Genomic DNA, 21,631 nt, shown 5'->3' with positions numbered 1-21,631 from the left:
CTCGCCGGGGGCACCCCGAGTCCAGGTGAAGCCGGTACCCCCGACGGGGGAGGGATCAGCCCCGCAAGGCCGCCGCCTCGCCCGCCAACCGCTCCACCCGCGCCCAGTCCTTGGCCGCCAGCGCATCCCCCGGCACCATCCAACTGCCGCCCACGCAGTCGACGTTCGGCAGTGCCAGGTAGGTCGGCGCCGAGGCGGGCGTGATGCCGCCCGTCGGGCAGAACCGGGCCTGGGGGAGCGGTGCGGACAGCGCCTTCAGGTACGCCGTACCGCCCGCCGCCTCCGCCGGGAAGAACTTCATCTCGGTGACGCCGCGCTCCAGCAGCGCGACGACCTCGGACGTCGTCGAGACCCCCGGCAGGAACGGCACTTCGGCCGCCTTCATCGCGTCCAGCAGGGAGTCCGTCCAGCCGGGGCTGACCAGGAACCGTGCCCCGGCCGCCACCGTGTCGGCGACGTTCCGTGCGGAGATCACCGTGCCCGCGCCCACGACCGCGTCCGGCACCTCGGCCGCGATCGCCTCGATCGCGTCCAGCGCCGCAGCGGTCCGCAACGTCACCTCGATGGCCGGGAGCCCGCCCGCGACCAGGGCCCGGGCGAGCGGCACCGCGTCGGCGGCGTCCTCCAGGACGACGACGGGGACAACAGGGGCAAGGTTCAGCACCGAGGGGGAGGTCATGGGTTCATCTTGCCGCGTCCACCGCACCCTACGCAACGAGCGTTGCGCATGTTGCAACGCCCTTCATCTGTGCGTCAGTGAATCTCCGTCACGACCACATCGAGCGACCACGCCCGCCCCGCCCGCCCGGGAGCCTCCGCCTCCACGACGTATCCCAGCTCCCGCAACACGTCCACCAGTTGCGCGGGCCCCTTCGGCTGCGCCCCCGACTGCAGCAGGTCGCGGACCATCCGCCCCTTGGTGGCCTTGTTGAAGTGGCTGACCACGGAACGCTTCTCCACCCCGTCCACCACCTGGGAGTGCAGCACCCGCACACTCGCCGTGCGCTCCGCCACCGCCCCCTTCGGCTTCCACGCCGCCGTGTACGCGGACGACCGCAGGTCCAGTACGAGCCCGTCCCCGGCCACCTCCGGCATGACCTCGGCCATCGACGCACGCCAGTGCGCACCCAGCGCACCGAGCCCCGGCAGCTTCACCCCCATCGAGCAGCGGTACGACGGGATCCGGTCGCCCACCCGCACGGCGCCCCACAGCCCGGAGAGGACCAGCAGCGACTTCCCGGCCCGCCGCCGGGCCGCGGTGTCCAGGGAGGCCAGGTCCAGTGCGTCGTACAGCACCCCGGTGTAGATCTCCCCGGCCGGCCGGGTCCCCGCCGTCCGCAGCACGACGTTCTTCGCGATCTCGCCGCGCAGCCCGTCGCTCAGCCCGAGCACCTCCCGGGCCTTCTCCTCGTCCGCCGTACACAGCTCGACCAGCTCGTCCAGGACCGCCGCCCGCGCCGCCGCGAGCCCCGGCAGGGACAGCGACTCCGGCTTCAGGGGTGCTCCGCGCCCCGAGGCGGCCTTTCCTTCGGAGGGCGGCAACAGCACGAGCACGGCGGTTCTCCTTCGTACGAACGGGGAAGGGCCCAGAACTGCACAGGCCGTCACGCCAGCGTACGGGGACGGGCACCCCGCACGCCCCGGCCCCCGGCCCCGCACCGGTCGGCACCCGACCACCCCCGCGGCCCAAGGCATCGGCCCCCATCCGGGATGCCGCCCACCCCGCCCCGCCATACGCTCGGTCCATGCCCCGCCGCCATCTCCACATGACCGGCGCAGCCGACACCCCGCTGAGGGCGGCCCTGCGCGAACTGCGCACCGAGCTCGGACTGCCCGCCGACTTCGCACCCGAGGTTCTCGCGGAGGCGGAGCAGGCGGCGAAGTCCCTCGTCCTGACCGGACACCAGGACGTGACGGACGTCCCCTTCTTCACCATCGACCCGCCCACGTCCACCGACCTCGACCAGGCGATGTACCTCGAACGCCGACCGCACGGCTTCCGCGTGCACTACGCCATCGCCGACGTCGCCGCCTTCGTACGCCCCGGCGGTGCCCTCGACACCGAGGCCCACCGCCGCGTGACGACGCTCTACTTCCCCGACGGAAAGGTGCCACTGCACCCCACCCTCCTCTCCGAAGGCGCCGCCAGCCTCCTCGCCGGGCAGACCCGCCCCGTGCTGCTCTGGCGGATCGACCTCGACGCGGAGGGCGGTGCGGTCGCCACCGACGTACGGCGGGCCATGATCCGGAGCAGGGCCAAGCTGAACTACGCGGACGTCCAGCGGCAGATCGACGCGGGCACCGCCGAAGAACCCCTCGCACTGCTGGAGGTCGTCGGCCGGCTCCGCGAGGAGCAGGAGATCGCCCGCGGCGGCATCTCGCTCGACGTGCCCGAGCAGGAGATCGTCCAGCGTGACGGTACGTACGGGCTGGAGTACCGCGCCCCGCTGCCCGCCGACGGCTGGAACGCCCAGATCTCTCTCCTCACGGGCATGGCCGCGGCCCGGCTGATGGCCGAGTCGGGCACCGGCATCCTGCGCACGCTCCCGGTGGCCCCGGACGGCGCCGTCGCCCGTCTGCGCCGCTCGGCCGAAGCGCTCCACATCGACTGGCCGCACCACGTGCCGTACGCCCAGCTGGTCCGCGCACTCGACCCGAAGAAGGCCGGGCACGCCGCGTTCCTCCAGGAGTGCACCACGCTGCTGCGCGGCGCCGGCTACACGGTGTTCGACCACGGCGACCTCCCCACCCCCGCCGTCCACGCCGCCGTCGCCGACCTCTACACGCACTGCACGGCGCCGCTGCGCCGCCTCGTCGACCGGTACGCGGCCGAGCTGTGCGTCGCGGCGGTCGCCGACCAGCCCCCACCCGAGTGGGTGATGGCCGCCCTTCCCGGGCTTCCGAAGGAAATGGGCGAAGGCACCCAGCGCGCCAACTCGGTGGAGCGCGAGTGCGTCGACCTGGTCGAGGCGGCACTCCTCAGCGACCAGGTGGGCGCGGTCTTCGACGGGTACGTGGTCGACGTACAGGACGAGGAACCCACGATCGGCACGGTCCACATCGAGCAGCCCGCCGTCGTGGCCCGCATCAACGGCGGCACAACCGAACTCCCCCTGGGCGAACGCCTCAGGGTCCGCCTCACCCAGGCGGACCCGGGCACGGCGAAGGTCCTGTTCGCCCCCGCATGAGCGCGGCGACGGCGCGGACGGTCGGGGGCGGGGTGCCGTGCGGCTGCCGCGCCCGCCATCTCGTACGATCACGCCTTCGGCAACGGGCTCCGACAGGCTCCACGGACTCCGGGGTACTCCGGCGGACTCCGTACGAAGGAAGGCTTCCCGCGTGACTGAACATGTCACGGCCCCCACGGCGGGCCGCGTCCTGGGCCATGCGACGGACCGGTGCCGTCAGATCATCGCCGCCGCGCGCACGCTCCTGGAGGCGGAAGGCCCGGAAGCCCTCACGATGCGCCGGCTCGCCGACAGCATCGGGATCACGGCTCCGTCCCTCTACAAGCACTTTCCGGACAAGTCCTCCGTCCTGACGGCCCTGGCCGGCGAGGTGCTGCGGGAGACGGCCGAGACGCTGGAAGCGGCCGAGTCCGTCGACCCCGGGTCGTTCCCGGCCCTCGCCACCGCGTACCGCGCCTACGCCCTGGCCCACCCCCACCTCTACCTCCTCACCACCGCACGCCCCGTGGACGCGACGGCGCTCCCTCCCGGTCTGCAGGAACGCGCCGCGGCCCCGCTCTCCCGCGCGGTCGACGGCGACCAGGAGCGGGCACGGGCGGCCTGGGCGTTCGCGCACGGCATGGTGGTCCTGGAACTCAACGGCCGGTTTCCCCCGGGCGCCGACCTGACGGCGGCCTGGTCCGCAGGCATCGCAGCGTTCGTCCGATCAGCTCCGTCCGAGGCGTCCCGCGCATCCGGGTAGCATGGTCGACACGGCAGACGAGCCGGCCGGACGGCCGCGTGAGGATCTTCGGAACCTCCCGAGGAACGTCCGGGCTCCACAGGGCAGGGTGGTGGCTAACGGCCACCCGGGGTGACCCGCGGGACAGTGCCACAGAAAACAGACCGCCGGAGATTTCGGTCTCCGGTAAGGGTGAAACGGTGGTGTAAGAGACCACCAGCGCCTGAGGCGACTCAGGCGGCTAGGTAAACCCCACCCGGAGCAAGGTCAAGAGGGGCCGTCGTACGACGGCTCTGCGCGAACGACCGAGGGCTGCCCGCCCGAGTTCGCGGGTAGACCGCACGAGACCGGCAGCAATGCCGGTCCTAGATGGATGGCCGTCTCCCCGGCCGCCGCGAGGCGACCGGGCGACAGAACCCGGCGTACAGGCCGACTCGTCTGCCGCCCTGACCTTCCCAGGTCAGGGCATTTTTTTTATGCCTGCTCTCCGCTCGGTGACCATGGTGACGCCGTACCTCGCAATCTCGTCGACCGGATCTGACGACGGCTCACAGTTCCGCCCGGTTTGGGACGAGGACCGCCTCGACCGTCTGGGACTCGCTCGGCCCAGTGCCGTGCCGGTGCCGTGCGGGGCCGCGAAATCCAGGGGAACGGCAGCAGGCCCGTTCGATACGATGGCGGAGGCCTGTAACGCCCTTTACGTCATGCTCTGTGATGCTTTGCAGCGACCTCGGTGGTCGCGTGGGCGGCAGTCCTCCGACCTGGGTACGCCGTGGCCGCGCCACCGGCGCCGTACGTACGAATGGGAGCATCCGAGGATGGCTCGACACCTGATCACCAGCGCGCTGCCGTACATCAACGGGATCAAGCACCTGGGCAACATGGTCGGGTCCATGCTTCCTGCGGATGTGTACTCCCGGTACCTCCGCCAGCGCGGTCACGACGTCCTCTACATCTGCGCGACGGACGAGCACGGCACCCCCGCGGAGCTGGCGGCCAAGGAGGCCGGGCTGCCGGTCGCCGAGTTCTGCGCGCGGGCGCACGACACGCAGAAGGCCGTGTACGACGGCTTCGCACTGTCCTTCGACCACTTCGGCCGCAGCTCCTCGCCGCAGAACGCCGAGATCACCCAGCACTTCGCGCGCAGGCTCCACCAGAACGGCTTCATCGAGGAGCGTGCGATCCGGCAGGTCTACTCGCCGGCCGACGGGCGCTTCCTGCCCGACCGCTACGTCGAGGGCACGTGCCCGCACTGCGGCTACGACAAGGCCCGCGGCGACCAGTGCGAGAACTGCACACGCGTGCTCGACCCCACCGACCTGCTCGACCCGCGCTCGGCGATCAGCGGTTCCACGGAACTGGAGGTCCGAGAGACCAAGCACCTCTTCCTCCTGCAGTCCAAGCTGCAGAAGGAAGTGGAGGAGTGGATCGCCTCCGTCAGCGGGCAGTGGCCGCACCTGTCCACCTCGATCGCCCGCAAGTGGCTGACCGAGGGCCTTCACGACCGTGCCATCACGCGTGACCTGGACTGGGGTATCCCGGTCCCGGCGGACACATGGCCGGACCTGGCGGCCGAGGGCAAGGTCTTCTACGTCTGGTTCGACGCCCCGATCGAGTACATCGCCGCAACGAAGGAGTGGGCCGACGCCGCGGAGGACGGCGGAACCCGCGACTGGAAGTCGTGGTGGTACGAGGCCGACGACACGGTCCGGTACACCGAGTTCATGGCGAAGGACAACGTCCCCTTCCACACGGTGATGTTCCCGGCCACCGAGCTGGGTGTGCGCGAGCCGTGGAAGAAGGTCGACGTCGTCAAGGGCTTCAACTGGCTGACGTACTACGGCGGAAAGTTCTCCACCTCGCAGAAGCGCGGCATCTTCACCGACGCGGCTCTGGAGATCCTCCCCGCCGACTACTGGCGCTACTTCCTGATCGCCAACGCCCCCGAGTCCGACGACTCGTCGTTCACCTGGGAGCACTTCGCCGCGACGGTCAACAAGGACCTGGCCGACACGCTCGGCAACTTCGTCAACCGCGTGCTGTCCTTCTCCCGCAAGCGGTTCGGCGACGAGGTCCCGGCTGGGCACGCGGCCGGCGAGGCAGAGGCGAAGCTCGGTGAGGAGATCGCGCGGCTGCTCGCCGAGTACGAGGAGCAGACGGAGGCCCTCCAGCTCCGCAAGGCCGCGAGCAGCCTGCGCGCCCTGTGGTCGGCGGGCAATGCCTACCTCGACGAGAAGGCCCCCTGGCTGGAGATCAAGACCGACCCCGAAGCGGCGGCCCTGACCCTGCGTACGGCGATGAACCTGATCCACCTGTACGCGGTCGTCTCCGAGCCGTTCATCCCGGCGGCCGCCGCCGCGATGCGCGACTCCTTCGCCCTCGCGGACGACACGGCGGCATGGGTGACGCCGGAGCGGGCCCGCTCCCTCGACGCCGTCCCCGCGGGTACGGCGTTCACGGTGCCGCCGGTCCTGTTCGCCAAGATCACCGAAGAGGACCTGGACGCCTACCGTAACCGCTTCGGCGGAGCCGGGACGGCCTGACCCGGCGCCGCGGGCCGTACCGCCGCTGCACGACGGTACGGTGATCAGGTCGCGACGGCCGCCCATGGCACGGGAGACGGCGACGACGTCGCGGAGCGCGGCCCCGGATCCGAGCCGCGCGTGCCCGGCCATGCGTACGCGCCAAGGACGCAGAGATCGACACCGGTGACTGCGGTGTTCATGCCCCAGCTCCCGTCGCAACGGCGGGCGGTCGCAGTCTCGATCGCGGACGGTGGCACGGCGTACGCGCTCACGTGCAGCCAGAAGGAAAGAGCCGGTCACGGCGGACTTTCCCACCGCTTCCGAGCAGGGCCGGATCCGCGGTTGTCGTGGGTCCGGCCCTTGTGCGCTCCTCGGACCCGTGGCGGGCCGAGGTGTCCGTCAGCGGTGTCAGCCCGCCATCGGCAGTATCTTCCGCGACGGCACCGCGCCCAGTTCGTCCACGGCCACCGCCTCCCCGCTGTCGGCGTCGACATAGCTGACACGGACGACCGCGTCGGCGCCGGTGTCGCGGACGGCCGTGGCGTCGAGTGCGAAGACCACCGCGACCGGGCGCGCGTGCTCCTTGTCCCCGTAGACACCCGAGTACTGGAGAATGCGCCAGCCGCCGTCCTCCCAGTGGTCCAGCAGGGCGGACCGGACCACTGGTGCGGCGGCCTGCCAGGCAAGGGAGTTCTCCAGGAGCTCGACGCTCGCCGCGACCGGCACCTGGTTCTTGGCGGCGGTGCCGAGGAGCGGGTGCCCGAAGACACGCAGCCTCGTCCGGCGCAGTGGCAGCAGCCACCACCGGTCGAGGTCGGCCGAGAGGGCGACCAGAACCGCCGCCGCCCCGGCCAGGAAGGCGAGGGCACCGGCGGGCCGCTCGGAGACCGTCGGCCACCAGGTGTCCTGTGCCACCGCCACCGTGGCTCCGCCGACGAGTACGACCGCCGCCCGCGCGAACGTCCGCCAGGTGACGGGGGTGTCCTCACGTGCCGAGCAGCCGCAGGAGGACTCCGGTGCCGCGGCCCGGCCGTAGCCGAGGTAGGCGACGAAGCCCGCGCCGAGAACCGCTGCGGCGGCTCCCGGAACCGGGTTCGCCGGGACCACCAGCAGACCTGCGGCGATCAGGAGTTCACCTGCGCCGGTCGCGCGCAGCACCAACGTGGCCCGCTCACTGCTGCGCAGTATGCGGGCCAGCACCGTCTTCGGTGCCTGCTGTGCGGTGCCCCGGCTGAACGCCTTGACCGCTCCGGTCCACCCGAGCAGGCCCGCAAGGACCAGCGGGGCGAGGCCCGTTGTCAGTGACAGCATCTCTTCCTCTCTCTGCGTCCCTGGGCCTGTGTCAGTGCCCGACGGAGATGCGGACGACGTCCACGGAGTCGTCGGACGGCCGCCAGGCGCCGAGCACCTGGGCGCTCTGCCCGATGCGCAGCCGGGACAGGTCGGACGTCAGTGCGCGGCCTGCGTAGGAGGCCGTGGCGTCCGGGGCGACATGGCCGACCAGTTCGTGCTGCCCGTGGGCGAGGTGCAACCGGTTCTTCGCGATGCCGCGGATCTGCGTGTCGAGGTTCACGATGTTCACCCACACCGCGTCGGCGGCCACGGTGCCGTCGGGCATCGGGACGCCACGTGCGTAGAGCCCGTCGCCGACCTCGATCACCTCGGCCGTGGTGGCGCGTACCTTCCACACGCTGGTGACGTTGGTCATCTGCACCCGGGAGTGGCCGCCGTCGGAGCCCGCGACCTCGAGGATGCTGCCGGTGATTCCCGTGATGCGGCCCTCCACGAAAGTGGACTTGGTGATCGCGGGATCGAGCGAGGGTTCCGCCGCGAAGGCCGCCTCGGCGTCGAGGCCGCCGAGCGCGGTCGCGCCGATGATGGTCGCGCCGCCGAGGGCGGCATTGGTGAGGAAGCGCCGGCGGCGCATCCCGTCGGCCCGGTCGTTTCGTACGGTCATGTCGGTCCTCCTCACTCGTAGATGTAGACCGGGAGCTTGCCGGAGCTGAGGTTGCCGATCGCCGAGAAGGCGGCCGGGGTCAGGTCGAGGACGCGGTTGGTGCGACAGGTGCCGTTGCAGCAGGTCGCCTCGCCGCACCAGTCCTTGGTGCGCGGGCCGCAGTCGGTGATCGTGATGCACACCGTCGCGCCCGAGCACTGGTGCTTGATGTTCATCACCGCGCCGCAGCCGCGTCTGGGGATGTTCTCGCCGCAGAGGTCGGGCCGGGTGATGTTCCAGCAGGCCTGTGAGGCGTTGGGCCACGCGCCGTGGTTCGCGCTGGAGCGGCAGTTGCCGCAGGCGCCGCCGCCGGCGCTGGCGCATGGGCCCCAGGCGTTGCCGCAGCAGAACCAACTGGTTTCACCGGCCCAGAGGCTGGTTGATCCGCAAGCCATCGTGTTGTCCCTCCCAAGGAGCTGACAAGTGCATGACAAGTGCAGGCTCGGCCGTGACAGGCACAGAGATGAGGCGGGGACGCCCGTGGTGCGGCCGGGGATGGTTGTGCGAGCGAAGCAACTCAATGATGCGCGTAGACAAGCGGGTTGCATAGATGGCCTCGTTCCGCATCGCCGAGGCCCCTCGTCGGCCGTGCGACGCGCGTGTTCAGCCCTGTGCTCCTTCGGCATGCTCCAGGTGGTCCGTGAACCATTCTCTGGCCAGCTCCGCCACCTTCTCGAGAGCGCCCGGCTCCTCGAACAGGTGAGTGGCGCCGCGGACCACCTCCAGCCGGCTCTCGCAGCGCAACTGCTCCCGCGCCTGGCGGTTGAGATCCAGCACCACGTCATCCTCGCCCCCCACGATGAGCAGGGTGGGCGCGGTCACCTCCGGCAGGCGGGGCCCGGCCAGGTCGGGACGGCCGCCGCGGGAGACGACCGCCACGGCCGGCGAGTCCGGCTCGGCCGCCGCCCCCAGAGCGGCTGCCGCTCCGGTGCTGGCGCCGAAGTAGCCCACCGCGAGGCCCTGGGCCTCGGGCCGGTCGAGCAGCCAGCGGGTGGCGTCGGTCAGGCGGCCCGCCAGCAGGGCGGTGTCGAAGACGTGGGTGCGGTCCAGTTCCTCCGCCGCTGTGAGGAGGTCGAACAGCAGCGTGGCCAGGCCGGCCTCGTTCAGCGAGGCCGCGACGAAGCGATTGCGGGGGCTGTGCCGGCTGCTGCCGCTGCCGTGGGCGAACAGTACGACGCACATGGCCCCTTCGGGGACGGCCAGCTGCCCGCCGAGCCGGACCGGTCCGGCGTGCACGACCACGTCCTCGCCCGGGGGATGCGTCAGCCGCTGCCCCGTGCCGGGGCGGTCAACGAAGTGCATGGTCCACCTCCTCGATGCGGCAGGAGCCGGCCGCGGTCAACCCGTGCGGACACCGGCGCCGGGTGCTCCCAGGGCGAGACGCGTGCCGCTCGCGGTCGCTCCTCGCCGACGGTGCGGCTCGCCCGCGTCGCTCGCTGCTGTTCGAGGCCCCCGTGAGGGCGGCCTCCGCCCGACGTCGTCCGATGGGCCGGCACGTCGCGCTGTCTTCACGGCTCTCGGCTCCCGACCGGACCGTCTCGCCGATCCTGCACCCACGCTCCACGCTACTCGCGTTCCGCCGGGCACGAGCCTGGCAGGACGCGCACCGGAGCCCGCCGTGACGGCCTGTGCCGACCGGTCGACACGTCGTGCCGGCCCGGCAGCCGCTCCACCGGACACCGGCTGTGTGCACCGCACGCACGGGGCGGCCGCGTCCCTCGGACCGGTTTCACCCCTTGACGACGCCCAGCGGCACCAGGCGGGCGACCAGCCGGGCGAGCCCGGCGGCCTCGGTGACGGCGGCAACCGCGTCGACGTCCTTGTACGCCTCCGGCGCCTCCTCGGCGAGACCACGCCACGAGGAGGGGCGCACGGCGATGCCCTTGGCCTCCAGGTCGTCGCGAAGCCGTTCCCCGCGGACCATGCGCAGCGCGTGGTGGCGGCTCCAGACCCGGCCGGCGCCGTGGCAGGCGGAGTGGAAGGCGTCGTTGCCGGGCAGGCCGACCATCACGTACGAGGCGGTACCCATCGTTCCGGGGACCAGTACCGGCTGGCCCGCCCCGACGAGGTCATCGGGCAGGCTCGGGTCGCCGGGCGGCAGCGCCCGCGTCGCCCCCTTGCGGTGGATGCACAGCCGACGTGCCACACCGTCCACCTCGTGGGTCTCGAGTTTGGCGGTGTTGTGCGAGATGTCGTAGACCAGTTCCAGACCGACACCCGCAGCCGTCCCGAAGGCATGGCGGGCGGCCTCGGACAGCAGCTGACGGTTGGCCCGGCCGTAGTTGGCGGCCGCCGCCATCGCCCCCAGATAGGCCTGGCCCCGCGGCGAGTCGACCGGCGTGCAGGCCAGCTGCCGGTCCGGAACCTGGATGCCGTAGCGGTGCAGTTCCTGGTCCATCACGCGGACGTGGTCGGTGCACACCTGGTGCCCCAGGCCCCGCGAGCCGCAGTGGATCATGACGCACACCTGGCCCACCCGCAGCCCGAATGCCGCCGCGGTGGCCGGATCGAGGATCTGGTCGACCGCCTGGACCTCCAGGAAATGGTTGCCCGAGCCGAGGCTCCCCACCTGGTGGAGACCCCGCTCGACGGCGCGCTTGCTCACTTGCCCCGGGGCCGCACCGTCCAGGACGCCGTAGTCCTCGCAGCGCGCGAGGTCGCGCGGCACACCGTGGCCGTGCTCGACCGCGTACCGCGCGCCGCCGACCAGCAGCTCGTCGATCTCCCCGGCCCCCGACAGCTTCCACAGGCCGCCGCGCCCCATGCCGCGCGGGATGGTGCTGTCGAGGATGTTCATCAGCCGCTGCAGCCGGTCGCGGCCGAGCGCGTCGTGATCGATGCCGGCGGCCAGCAGCCGTACACCGCAGGAGATGTCGAACCCGACGCCACCGGGCGAGATGACCCCGCCCCGGGAGATGTCGGTGGCGGCCACCCCGCCGATCGGGAACCCGTAGCCCCAGTGGACGTCGGGCATGGCGAAGGAGGCGCGGACGATGCCGGGCAGCGTCGCCACGTTCGCCACCTGCTCCAGCGCCTTGTCCCCCGCCGCCTGCGGCAGAAGCGCCTGCGAGGCGAACACCACCCCGGGTACGCGCATCGGCTCCCGCTGCTCGATACGGAAGCGGTACGGGCTCTTCTCCACGAGCGCGATGTCCACGTCCCTCACCTCCAGTCGACCGTCAGCCGTCCGGTCCGGTCGGCGACGGCGGTGCCGAACTCGGCGCAGGCGGTGGTGAACCGCTCGCGGATCCACTCCAGGTCCTCTCCGCTCGCCAGGCGGGTGTGACAGAAGTCCAGGGCCAGTGGCACGGCCTCCACCCGGGCGGGAACCAGGTGCGCGGCATCCGGGCCGTCCAGGGTCACCAGGAAGAGGAGCCCGAGGTCGTTGCGGAGGACCGGGTCGACGGCGTAGTCGTCCACGAAGTCACCCAGGTCGTAGAGGATGCGGTCGGCGATCCCGTGGAAGACATGGGCGGAGTGTCCGGCGACCAGCGTCGCGCCCGCCGCCAGAAGCTCCGGGGCCGCTGCCGCCACATGGTGCGGTGGCCGGGAGGTCATGTTGGGACCCCAGTGCGGAGTGACCAGCACGACGTCCGCCGCCGCAGCGGCCCGGGCCACCAGCTCCGTCAGCCAGCCGGGCACCCCCGAGGGGAGATCGGCCCAGGCCGCACCGGGACGGTCCGCCCCGGCTGCGTACTCCTCCGGGTGGTCCGTGACGCCCACCACCGCCAACCGCACACCACCCGCCTCCAGCACCGCGAACTCCCGGGCCGCGCGGACGTCCGCCCCGGCGCCGACCGCGCGGACGCCCGCCCCGGCCAGCAGGGTGAGGGTGTCGGCCATGGCGTCGAACCCGTAGTCCAGAGCGTGGTTGTTGGCGAGCGTCACACAGTCCACCTCCAGTTCGGCCAGCACCCTTGCGGCGGCGGACGGAGCGCGGAAGAAGAAGGCCTTCCGCGGGTCGGGCCAGCGGTGCCCGCGGTCGGAGACGCAGCACTCCAGGTTGAGCACGAACAGGTCCGCCTCCGCGAGCGCCTCCCTGACCCCGGTGGAGAACAGCGTTCCCGGCACCGGCGAGCGGCGCAGTGCCTCGGCGACGCCGCGCCCGAGCATGGTGTCGCCGGCCAGGGCCACCGTGAGCGCCATGATCCTGTCCCTTCCCGTCCCGCACTCAGACGTCGAGGGTCACCCGGCAGGTCCAGCCGCCGGGGCCGCCCCGCAACAGCAGGCCGTGCAGCGCAACGGCCTTCGGTACCGCACCGACCGGCACGGCTGTGCCCGCATCGGCCATCCGGAAGCGGACGGCCAGGCTCCGGCCGTCCCCCGCGGACCGGATCGGTCCCACCTCCACGTCGAAGGGGATCTCACCGTCGGCATCCATCCGGTAGACGACCTCCTCCAGGACGGAGACCAGCAGGTCCTCGTCGGACTCCCCAGTGACCGCGTACGCGCGTTCCCCGACGACCGCGGCCCCGGACATGTCGGCGAAACTCTCCACCACCGCGCGCACCGCCTCACCGATGCAGCCCTCGGCCGTCGGCGACCACGTCTCCACCTGCATGTCCGCGGTGTGCGGCACAGCCCGGTGGCCACTCGCGCCGGGCTGCTTCCCCGCAGACTCCCGACCGTCCACGGCCGACGCCTCTCCGTCGTCCCGGATGCACAGCCTGCCGCCATGTCTCGGAGCCGCAGGCCGTGCCTCCTCCAGAGTCGTCCCGGACACCGCCCCGGGGCAACCTCCACGCGGCGTCGCACGCCGTCACCGTGCGCAGGGGACGAAGCACCTGGTCAGGACGCGATCGCCGGCAGGGCCGACCTGAACCCGGCGCACGCCGCCGGACGGTGCCGGCACCCCGGCCCATGCGGAATCCCGCTCAACCGCGTCACTGCGGCCATGCGCCGGCCTTCCGGTCACAGAGCGTCGACGTCGACGACGGCCTCGGCAAAGGCTTCGGGGGCTTCCTGTGGCACGTTGTGACCGATGCCCTTCAGCGTCCGGTGGGCGTATTTTCCCGTGAATCGGTCGCGATAGCCGGCGCTGTCGCCGGGAGGAGTGAAGGGGTCCCGCTCACCGTCCAGGGTGATCGTGGGCAGGGAGATGACGGGACTTTGGGCAAGTTTCTTTTCGATACCGTCGAATCGTGGCTCGCCCTCGGCCAGGCCGAGTCGCCAGCGGTAGTTGTGGATCACGATGGGAACCCAATTCGGATTGTCGAAGGCTGTCGCGGTGCGCTGGAACGTCGCGTCATCGAAACTCCACGTCGGGGAGACGTTCTTCCAGATCAGCTTCGCAAAATCGTGCCTGTACCGGTCGAGGCCGAGTTGGCCCCTTTCCGTCGCGAAGTAGTACTGATACCACCACGCCCACTCGGCCCGCGGCGCCAGCGGCTTCTTGTTGCGCTCACGGTTGGTGATCAGATATCCGGACACCGAGACCAGCGCCTTGCAGCGTTCCGGCCAGAGTGCCGCGACGATGTCAGCCGTCCGCGATCCCCAGTCGAAGCCGGCGAGAATCGCCTTCTTGATCTTCAGTGCATCCATCAGCGCGATGAGGTCGAGAGCGAACACCGCCTGCTGAGCATTGAGGAACGTCTTGCTCGAAAGGAAACGCGTCGTGCCGTAGCCGCGCAGATACGGGACGATCACCCGGTAACCGTGCCTGGCCAGCAAAGGTGCCACGTCGACGTAGCTGTGAATGTCGTAGGGCCAGCCGTGCAGCAGGACGACCGCGGGACCGTCGGCGGGGCCGGCCTCGGCGTATCCGACGTTCAGGACGCCGGCGTCGATCTGCTTCAGCGTGCCGAAGGATGTGTTCCCCGGCTTTCCGGTGGCGCTCACCGCGGTCTTTTTCCGGTCGGGGGCCGAGGCCGATGTCACCGAAAGCGCCGACAGTGAGGCCCCGGCTGCCCCCACGGCGAGAATCCTGGAAACCGTTCGCCTGTCGATGACATTCACCTGTCTGTGAAGGTTTCATGCGCTGACACATGCTGAACGAGCGGCCGAAAGAGACGTGGCGGGTGATTTTTATTGAGCGTGCGCGCAGTGGTCGGGGACGATGCGCGCGTTTCTTCCCGGCCGGCATATTCACCCTCCTGTGTCCGCGTCGGCGCCCGCGGACAATCGGCAAGTGGCATACGGTAGTTGGGTCGCCGTCCCCGTAAAGGAGTGCACGCATGCCGGTCTCGCTCGGTCTCGGCCTTCCGCAGATGAAGCAGTACGACATCGGCCGCGATGTGGCCGCGGTGGCACGTGCGGCGGAAGAAGCCGGGTACGAGAGTCTGTGGGTCTTCGAGCGCGTGCTCTTTCCCGATCCCGCCACCCAGGGGCTGTACGGCGTACCGGGGCTGCCGTGGCCGGATCAGTACCGCAGCGTCGCAGACCCGCTCGTCACGCTCACACTGGCCGCCGCGGCCACCGAACGGGCCAGGCTCGGCACCAGCGTCCTGATCGCCCCGCTGCACGTACCGCTCCAGCTGGCCCGTTCACTCGCCTCGCTCGACGTCGCGAGCGGCGGCCGGGTGATCGCCGGATTCGGAACCGGCTGGTCCCTCGACGAGTACGCGGCCGCCTCGGTCGCCCCGTTCGAGAAGCGCGGTGCGGTCCTGGACGAACTGCTGGACGTCTGCGCGGCCGTCTGGGGCCCGGACCCGGTCTCGTACCAGGGGGAGTTGACCACCATCGCGCCGGCCGAGGTCGGCCCCAAGCCCGTTCGCCCCATCCCTGTCTATCTGCCGGCCAACAGCCCGCGCGCCACCCGGCGACTGGTGGACAGGGCGGACGGCTGGATGCCCGTCGCCATGGGCGCCACGGCGCTGGCCGGACAGTGGCAGCAGGTACAGGACGTGGCCGCCGAGCGCGGCAGGGCCCAGCAGATCGGCGTCTGCGCCCGCGCCAACGCGACGTACAGCGCCAAGCCGTTCGAAGGCGCGGACCGGCAGCCGTTCCAGGGCAGCGTGGCCCAGATCGTCGAGGACCTGGTGGAGCATGCGGCAACGGGCGTACCGGAGATCCTCCTGGACCTCCAGGCCACGACGCGGGATGCCACCGAACTGATCGACCTGGCGGCCGAGGTGTACGAGGCGGCGCGAGAGGCGGGCGTCTGAGGACTGTGCTCCAGAAGCCCCGGTCCGTCGGGGGCTTTTCCAGTGGCGGAGGACGGACATGCAGGCCGCGTAGGTGCCTCGCCACCGCAGGTCGGCCGGCGGTGGCGATGACTTTCCGGGCGCTGGTCCAGCACGCATCGGGGTGTGCTGAGGGGCCGTGAGGCGCGAGCGGCTTTCTGTCAGTGTTTGGTCAGCGACCGGGCTTCAGACGGTCGATCCAGCGGCCGGGTCCTCGCCGCCGGCGGCGAGGACGACCCTGAAGAGGCCGTCGTTCTCCCGTGGCCGGTCGGCCGACTCTGTCGTTTCCGGGGCTGCCACGGTAGTTGTCGGGCGACTCGATCGGCGTCTTGCGGTCTGCTTGCGCCTGGATCTCGTAGTGGGCCTCGTGAGCAGTCACGCGGAACGCTTCGTCGTGGGAGGCCAGGGCTGCCGTGATGGCCGCGCCGGCGACACCGCGGCGACGAACGACGGATGCCAGCCACGCAAAGAGGCCCATGACCGCGGCAAGGGCGGCGGTGACCAGCAGCAGCGGCAGGAAGTCATCCACGGAGCCGAGCCTACCCAGTCACCGGGGGCGGTTCATGGAGCTTGGACGTCCGTCGGACGGCGGCCCCATGCGTCGGTGCCGTGCCGGCGGACGCTTCTGGAGCCGGCTCACCCATGGGGCGACTCGGGTGATGCCGGGGCGCCGTCCTGCCGGTCGGCGACGTCCTCGTACTTTCCCTTCGGGCGCTGGTGTGCGCCGGGAACTTCGTTGCCACTGGTGTCGGTGACCGTGGCGAAGAACGACGTGGCCCAGACCGTGATGCGATCCGGTTCGTGGATCGTCTCGAACGGATAGCTGTCCCAGTGCCCGTACGACGTGACCATGACTGCCTCCCCGGGGCGCAGCCAGTAGTCCTGTCCGAAGGGCTCCAGCCACAACTCCAGCAGTGTGTCGCCGTTGTTCTGCACGAGCATCGGCATCGGGCTTCCGAGTCGCCGGACGGCCTCGTGGCTGAAGTCTCCGGCTTTTGGCATGTTCTTCGTCAGAGGCCCGATGAGGCGTTCGGCCGGCGAGCGATCGGGCTCGTCGTGTCTCCCTTTTCTCCACATGGCGATGATTCTGGAGCCGGCCACGGACGGGCCCTCGGGCAGGGGCCGTTCAGCCATTCGGGCGTCCTGGCCCGCGAGGTCTCCGCGGGGCGGTTTTCGGCCAGTACGTTGCCGTGACTGTCACATGGGCGGCTGTTCTCGGATGAGCGCGTTCCGCTACGGGCTTCCGGGTGTGGAGCACGGGGCCGGACGCGTCGTCACCGGAGAGGGGAATCGCCCGGTCGCTATGCGGTGCGGGCTGCCGTCGTGGCGTGCAGGGCGGGGCCGCATGTGATTCCGGATCGTCCCGCCGCCCGGACCTGCGGTTGTGTGGCGCGGCGGGGTTCTTCGAGTGCGTTCAAGTTAACGAATACGTAAGGCAGTTGTGATTCAACACTTGACAGGTGCGCATCACCACGCCACCTTGGGAGCGCTCCCACCGTCAAGACTTGCACGCTTCCCCACCCTCTGCACCCCACACCTTCGAGACGTGAACCGGAGGCATGGGCGCTGTCGCGCACCCATGTGCCGGTCGTTCTCGGCTGAGGAAAGCGAATGTCATGATTCTGGTAAAGCGCTCCATGCCCGGCTGCCCGGGCGGGCTGCCGGGCCTGTTGCTCACGGCGTGCGCCGTCGTCGCATCGCTGGCGGGCACGCCGGCCGTGGCGGCCGAGCAGGGCAGCCTGCACGATCTGGCCGTCGCGCACGGCAAGTACTTCGGCTCGGCCACCGACAACCCCGAGCTGCCCGACGCCGCGTACGCCGCCACCCTGGGGTCCGAGTTCGGCCAGATCACCCCGGGCAATTCCATGAAGTGGGACACCACCGAGCCCCAGCAGGGGCAGTTCAGCTTCGCCAAGGGCGATGTGATCACCGACTTCGCGCGGGATCACGGCCAGACCGTGCGGGGTCACACGCTCGTCTGGCACAGCCAGCTGCCCGGCTGGGTCGGCTCCCTGCCGGCCGCGCAGGTGGAGGCGGCCATGACGCAGCACATCACCGAAGTGGCCGGTCACTACCGGGGTGAGGTAGCCGCCTGGGACGTCGTGAACGAGCCGTTCAACGACGACGGGACCTTCCGTACGAGCCCGTTCTACAACGCCATGGGCAGTGACTACGTGGCCACCGCGCTGCGCGCCGCGCACGCCGCCGATCCGGACGCCAAGCTCTACATCAACGACTACAACACCGAGGGTCCGGGCGCGAAGAGCGACGCCATGTACGACCTGGTGAGCGAACTGGTCGCCGAGGGTGTGCCGATCGACGGCGTCGGGTTCCAGGGGCATCTGGCCGTCCAGTACGGCTTCCCCGGCGGCATGCAGCAGAACCTGCAGCGCTTCGCCGATCTCGGGCTCGACGTGGCCGTCACCGAGCTCGACGTACGCATGCAGCTGCCCGCCGACGCGACCAAACTGGCCACGCAGGCCACCTATTACCGCAACGTCGTCGAGGCCTGCCTGGCCGTGGCGCGGTGTGTCGGCATCACGGTCTGGGACTACACCGACAAGTACTCCTGGGTTCCCGGCGCGTTCCCGGGGCAGGGCGCGGCCAACCTCTACGACGAGAACCTCCGGCCGAAGCCCTCGTACGCTGCCGTGCGCACCGCACTGGGCGGCGACGACGAAGGCGGCGGTGAACCGGGAGCGCTGAAGGCCCAGTACCGCAACAGCGACTCGGCCCCCGGTGACAACCAGATCAAGCCCGCCCTCCAACTGGTGAACACCGGCGGTACCGCCGTCGACCTGTCCACGGTGAAGGTGCGCTACTGGTTCACCGGCGACAACGGGGCGGCCACGTACGGCACATGGTGCGACTGGTCCCCCCTCGGCTGCTCGACCATCACCCACCGGGTGAGCGTCGCGAGCTCCCCGAAGGCCGGCGCCGACCACTACCTGGAAGTCGGCTTCGGCAGCGGCAGCCTGGCCGCGGGCGCATCCACCGGCGAGATCCAGCTGCGGCTCAGCAAGACCGACTGGTCGAACTTCGACGAGACCGACGACTACAGCCGCTCCACCGGCACCTCCTACGCCGACGCCCCGAAGGTCGCCGTCTACGTGGGCGGCGTACTCGCCTGGGGCATCGAACCCTGACGATCCGCATCACCTGTACAGCCCTCCTTCCCCCTACGACACCCGCCAACGGAGGATTTGTGTCGATATCACGTAGAACGTTCAGTGCCGCCTTGAGCGGCAGCCTGATCGCGATGGGGCTCACCCAGGGCACCGCCGTCGCCAAGCCCGCCGCTCCGGCGGGCGGGGCGGCCCGGGCCGCGGCGGCAGATGATCCGTACACCCAGGCGTTCCTCGCCCAGTACGGCAAGATCAAGGACGCGGCCAACGGCTACTTCAGCCCGGACGGCCTTCCCTACCACTCCGCCGAGACGCTGATGGTCGAGGCACCGGACCATGGTCACGAGACCACCTCCGAGGCCGTCAGTTTCTGGATGTGGCTGGAGGCGGCGTACGGCAGGGTGACCGGCGACTGGGCTCCCTTCAACCAGGCCTGGGCGATCGCCGAGCGCACGATCATTCCGCAGCACGCCGATCAGTCCACCGCCGGCTCGTACAACCCGAGTTCCCCCGCGACCTACGCTCCCGAGTGGCCACTGCCCGACAACTACCCGTCCGCCCTGGACGGTTCGGTACCGGTCGGCTCGGACCCCATTGCCACGGAACTGGCCTCGTCCTACGGCACGATGGATGTCTACGGCATGCACTGGCTGATGGACCTGGACAACACCTACGGCTACGGGAACAAGCCGGGTACCGGGGGCGAGTCGGGACCGGGCGCCGGCCCCTCGTTCATCAATACCTACCAGCGCGGTGCGCAGGAGTCGGTCTGGGAGACCATTCCGCAGCCGACCACCGATCTCTTCAACTACGGCGGCCCCAACGGCTTTCTCGATCTGTTCGTCGACGACGCGAGCTATGCCAAGCAGTGGAAGTACACCAACGCCCCGGACGCCGACGCCCGCGCGGTGCAGGCCGCCTACTGGGCGTACCGCTGGGCCTCCGCCCAGGGCAAGGAGGGCGAGATCGCGGCGTCGGTGGCCAAGGCCGCCAAGATGGGCGACTACCTCCGTTACGCCATGTTCGACAAGTACTTCAAGCGGATCGGCAGTTGCACGGATCCCCACTCCTGCCCGGCCGCGTCCGGACGCGACTCCCAGCACTATCTGCTCTCGTGGTACTACGCCTGGGGCGGCGCGGCCGCGGGCAGTGGCGGCGGCTGGGCCTGGCGCATCGGTGACGGCGCCTCCCACCAGGGGTACCAGAACCCGCTTGCCGCATGGGCCCTGTCCAACGTCCCGGCGCTGACCCCCAAGTCGGCGACGGCGCGCACCGACTGGGCGAAGAGCCTGACCAGGCAACTGGAGTTCCTGCAGTGGCTGCAGTCCGCCGAAGGCGCCTTCGCCGGCGGCTGCACCAACAGCTGGGACGGAAAGTACGGGGCGCCGCCGTCCGGTACGCCGACGTTCTACGGCATGGCGTACGACTGGCAGCCGGTCTACCACGACCCGCCGAGCAACAACTGGTTCGGCTTCCAGGTGTGGGGCATGGAGCGCGTAGCCGCGTACTACTACGTCACCGGCAACGCGACCGCCAGGGCCGTGCTGTCCAAGTGGGTCGCCTGGGCCTCCGGCCAGACCACCGTCGGCGCCGACGGCAGCTACCGCTTCCCCTCCACCCTCAACTGGACGGGTAAGCCGGACACCTGGAACCCGGCGTCCCCCGGGAGCAACGCGGGACTGCATGTCTCGGTCGTGGACTACTCCAACGACGTCGGGGTGGGCGCGGCCTACGTCAAGACGCTGACGTACTACGCCGCCAAGTCGGGCGACGCGGCCGCCGGCGCGCTGGCCAAGGCCCTGCTCGACGCGATGGCGCTGAACGCTGACGACAAGGGAATCGCGGTGCCGGAAACCCGGGCCGACTACAACCGGTTCGACGACGAGGTGTTCGTACCCGACGGCTGGTCGGGCGAGATGCCGGGCGGCGACACGGTCGAGCCGGGCGTCACCTTCATCGGCATGCGGTCCTGGTACCGGGACGACCCGGACTGGCCCAAGGTCCAGGCCTACCTGGACGGCGGTCCTGCGCCCACCTTTACCTATCACCGGTTCTGGGCCCAGGCGGCCCTCGCGCTGGCCTTCTCGATCTACGCCGAACTGCTGGTGGAGGGCGACGTCGGCGGTGACACCGAACCACCGACGGTGCCCGGCGGGCTGACGGTCACCGCGACGACGAACAACAGCGTGTCGCTGGCCTGGTCCGCCTCGACCGACAACGTCGCCGTCACCGGCTACGACGTGTACCGCAACGGGGTACTGGCCGGCAACGCGACGGCACGGACGTTCACGGACCAGGGCCTCGCCGCAGCAACCGAGTACAGCTACGCGGTGGCGGCGCGCGACGCGGGCGGCAACACCTCCGCGCTCTCCACCGCCGTGACCGCCACCACGAAGCCGGGCGGCACCGGCACCGGCGCGGTGAAGGTCCAGTACAAGAACACGGACTCCTCGGCCACCGACAACCAGATCCGCCTCGGACTGCAGATCGTCAACACGGGCAGCGCCCCGGTCGATCTGTCCACGGTCAAGGTCCGGTACTGGTTCAGCTCCGAGACCGGTGCGAGCACCTTCTCCACGTACTGCGACTACGCGGCCCTCGGGTCGTCGAACATCAACCACACCGTGGTGACGGTCGGCAGCCCGAAGACCGGGGCCGACCACTACCTGGAGGTCGGTTTCACCGGCGGCGCGGGCAGTCTGGCCGCCGGCGCCTCGACCGGCGAGGTCCAGCTGCGGCTGAACAAGTCGGACTGGTCGAACTTCAACGAGGCCGACGACTACAGCCGCGCCACCAACACCGCCTACGCGGACGCCCCCCGGCTCGCCGCCTATGTGGGCTCGGCCCTCGCGTGGGGAGTGGAGCCGTGAGCGGACCCGGTACGGCCGAGGCGGCCCGGTACCGCGACCGGTGGCTCCCGTCCCTCGCCGCCACCGCAGCGGCCCTGCTGCTCGC

At 70.6% G+C, this 21,631-nt stretch carries 18 protein-coding genes, 1 other RNA gene and 1 pseudogene; 8 read left to right on the top strand and 12 right to left on the bottom strand.

Annotated elements, in window-relative coordinates:
* Positions 1 to 55 precede the first annotated feature (55 nt).
* Both eda and yaaA read right to left on the bottom strand, forming a co-directional pair.
* Positions 56 to 679 carry a bifunctional 4-hydroxy-2-oxoglutarate aldolase/2-dehydro-3-deoxy-phosphogluconate aldolase gene (eda, locus tag LRD69_RS08480; RefSeq protein WP_277325942.1) on the bottom strand — a complete coding sequence of 208 codons (624 nt, stop codon included), beginning with the start codon at positions 677 to 679 and terminating at the stop codon, positions 56 to 58.
* A 74-nt stretch (positions 680 to 753) separates the two neighbouring features.
* Positions 754 to 1,554 (bottom strand): peroxide stress protein YaaA, encoded by an 801-nt coding sequence (yaaA, locus tag LRD69_RS08475; protein WP_277325941.1) that lies wholly within the window; start codon positions 1,552 to 1,554, stop codon positions 754 to 756.
* 191 nt (positions 1,555 to 1,745) lie between these two features.
* Here yaaA and LRD69_RS08470 point away from each other — a divergent pair, with 191 nt between their 5' ends.
* From LRD69_RS08470 to metG, 4 genes are all read left to right on the top strand, one after another.
* The gene (locus tag LRD69_RS08470) at positions 1,746 to 3,188 is read left to right on the top strand and encodes an RNB domain-containing ribonuclease (protein WP_277325940.1); all 1,443 of its coding nucleotides are present in this window, start codon (positions 1,746 to 1,748) and stop codon (positions 3,186 to 3,188) included.
* Positions 3,189 to 3,339: 151 nt separating this feature from the next.
* Positions 3,340 to 3,930, top strand: coding sequence for a TetR/AcrR family transcriptional regulator (locus tag LRD69_RS08465; protein ID WP_277325939.1), 591 nt, complete (start codon positions 3,340 to 3,342; stop codon positions 3,928 to 3,930).
* An 18-nt stretch (positions 3,931 to 3,948) separates the two neighbouring features.
* Positions 3,949 to 4,350: RNase P RNA component class A (rnpB, locus tag LRD69_RS08460), an RNA gene on the top strand.
* Between the two features lie 377 nt (positions 4,351 to 4,727).
* Positions 4,728 to 6,452: a methionine--tRNA ligase gene (metG, locus tag LRD69_RS08455; protein ID WP_277325938.1), complete on the top strand. Its 1,725-nt coding sequence runs from the start codon at positions 4,728 to 4,730 to the stop codon at positions 6,450 to 6,452.
* Between the two features lie 390 nt (positions 6,453 to 6,842).
* Here metG and LRD69_RS08450 read toward each other — a convergent pair whose 3' ends face one another.
* From LRD69_RS08450 to LRD69_RS31040, 3 genes are read right to left on the bottom strand one after another with little or no spacing between them, the layout of a single operon-like run.
* A complete protein-coding gene (locus tag LRD69_RS08450; protein ID WP_277325937.1) occupies positions 6,843 to 7,745 on the bottom strand; it encodes a MauE/DoxX family redox-associated membrane protein in 903 nt (300 codons plus the stop codon).
* A gap of 31 nt (positions 7,746 to 7,776) precedes the next feature.
* Entirely contained in the window at positions 7,777 to 8,391 is a 615-nt protein-coding gene (locus tag LRD69_RS08445) for a cell wall protein (protein ID WP_277325936.1), read from the bottom strand.
* 11 nt (positions 8,392 to 8,402) lie between these two features.
* Positions 8,403 to 8,606: an RlpA-like double-psi beta-barrel domain-containing protein gene (locus LRD69_RS31040; protein ID WP_328889294.1), complete on the bottom strand. Its 204-nt coding sequence runs from the start codon at positions 8,604 to 8,606 to the stop codon at positions 8,403 to 8,405.
* On the opposite strand from LRD69_RS31040, the gene LRD69_RS31035 reads away from it, so the two are divergent.
* Positions 8,599 to 8,850 (top strand): hypothetical protein, encoded by a 252-nt coding sequence (locus LRD69_RS31035; protein WP_346771902.1) that lies wholly within the window; start codon positions 8,599 to 8,601, stop codon positions 8,848 to 8,850. The two genes, LRD69_RS31040 and LRD69_RS31035, sit on opposite strands and share 8 nt — an antisense overlap.
* 183 nt (positions 8,851 to 9,033) lie before the next feature.
* On the opposite strand, the pseudogene LRD69_RS08435 reads toward LRD69_RS31035, so the two are convergent.
* From LRD69_RS08435 to LRD69_RS08415, 5 genes and pseudogenes are all read right to left on the bottom strand, one after another.
* Positions 9,034 to 9,675: pseudogene (locus tag LRD69_RS08435) on the bottom strand (alpha/beta family hydrolase); the annotation flags it as partial.
* Positions 9,676 to 10,159: 484 nt separating this feature from the next.
* Positions 10,160 to 11,587, bottom strand: coding sequence for an RtcB family protein (locus LRD69_RS08430; RefSeq protein WP_346771901.1), 1,428 nt, complete (start codon positions 11,585 to 11,587; stop codon positions 10,160 to 10,162).
* Positions 11,588 to 11,592: 5 nt separating this feature from the next.
* Positions 11,593 to 12,576, bottom strand: coding sequence for a CapA family protein (locus LRD69_RS08425; protein WP_277325934.1), 984 nt, complete (start codon positions 12,574 to 12,576; stop codon positions 11,593 to 11,595).
* Positions 12,577 to 12,601: 25 nt separating this feature from the next.
* Positions 12,602 to 13,009 carry an archease gene (locus LRD69_RS08420; protein WP_277325933.1) on the bottom strand — a complete coding sequence of 136 codons (408 nt, stop codon included), beginning with the start codon at positions 13,007 to 13,009 and terminating at the stop codon, positions 12,602 to 12,604.
* A gap of 332 nt (positions 13,010 to 13,341) precedes the next feature.
* Positions 13,342 to 14,385 (bottom strand): alpha/beta hydrolase, encoded by a 1,044-nt coding sequence (locus tag LRD69_RS08415; protein WP_277325932.1) that lies wholly within the window; start codon positions 14,383 to 14,385, stop codon positions 13,342 to 13,344.
* A gap of 218 nt (positions 14,386 to 14,603) precedes the next feature.
* Here LRD69_RS08415 and LRD69_RS08410 point away from each other — a divergent pair, with 218 nt between their 5' ends.
* Complete coding sequence (locus LRD69_RS08410; protein WP_277325931.1) at positions 14,604 to 15,533, top strand: LLM class F420-dependent oxidoreductase; 930 nt, start codon at positions 14,604 to 14,606, stop codon at positions 15,531 to 15,533.
* Between the two features lie 190 nt (positions 15,534 to 15,723).
* Here LRD69_RS08410 and LRD69_RS08405 read toward each other — a convergent pair whose 3' ends face one another.
* Complete coding sequence (locus LRD69_RS08405) at positions 15,724 to 16,080, bottom strand: hypothetical protein (protein ID WP_277325930.1); 357 nt, start codon at positions 16,078 to 16,080, stop codon at positions 15,724 to 15,726.
* Positions 16,081 to 16,187: 107 nt separating this feature from the next.
* Positions 16,188 to 16,685 carry a hypothetical protein gene (locus LRD69_RS08400; RefSeq protein ID WP_277325929.1) on the bottom strand — a complete coding sequence of 166 codons (498 nt, stop codon included), beginning with the start codon at positions 16,683 to 16,685 and terminating at the stop codon, positions 16,188 to 16,190.
* 482 nt (positions 16,686 to 17,167) lie between these two features.
* On the opposite strand from LRD69_RS08400, the gene LRD69_RS08395 reads away from it, so the two are divergent.
* Together LRD69_RS08395 and LRD69_RS08390 are read left to right on the top strand one after the other, a co-directional pair.
* Positions 17,168 to 18,697 carry an endo-1,4-beta-xylanase gene (locus LRD69_RS08395; RefSeq protein ID WP_277325928.1) on the top strand — a complete coding sequence of 510 codons (1,530 nt, stop codon included), beginning with the start codon at positions 17,168 to 17,170 and terminating at the stop codon, positions 18,695 to 18,697.
* Between the two features lie 104 nt (positions 18,698 to 18,801).
* The gene (locus tag LRD69_RS08390; RefSeq protein ID WP_277329667.1) at positions 18,802 to 21,546 is read left to right on the top strand and encodes a glycoside hydrolase family 48 protein; all 2,745 of its coding nucleotides are present in this window, start codon (positions 18,802 to 18,804) and stop codon (positions 21,544 to 21,546) included.
* Positions 21,547 to 21,631: the final 85 nt, after the last annotated feature.

The organism is Streptomyces sp. JH14 (assembly GCF_029428675.1).
Classification (GTDB): Bacteria; Actinomycetota; Actinomycetes; order Streptomycetales; family Streptomycetaceae; genus Streptomyces.
This window is presented reverse-complemented; position numbering and strand designations above follow the sequence as displayed.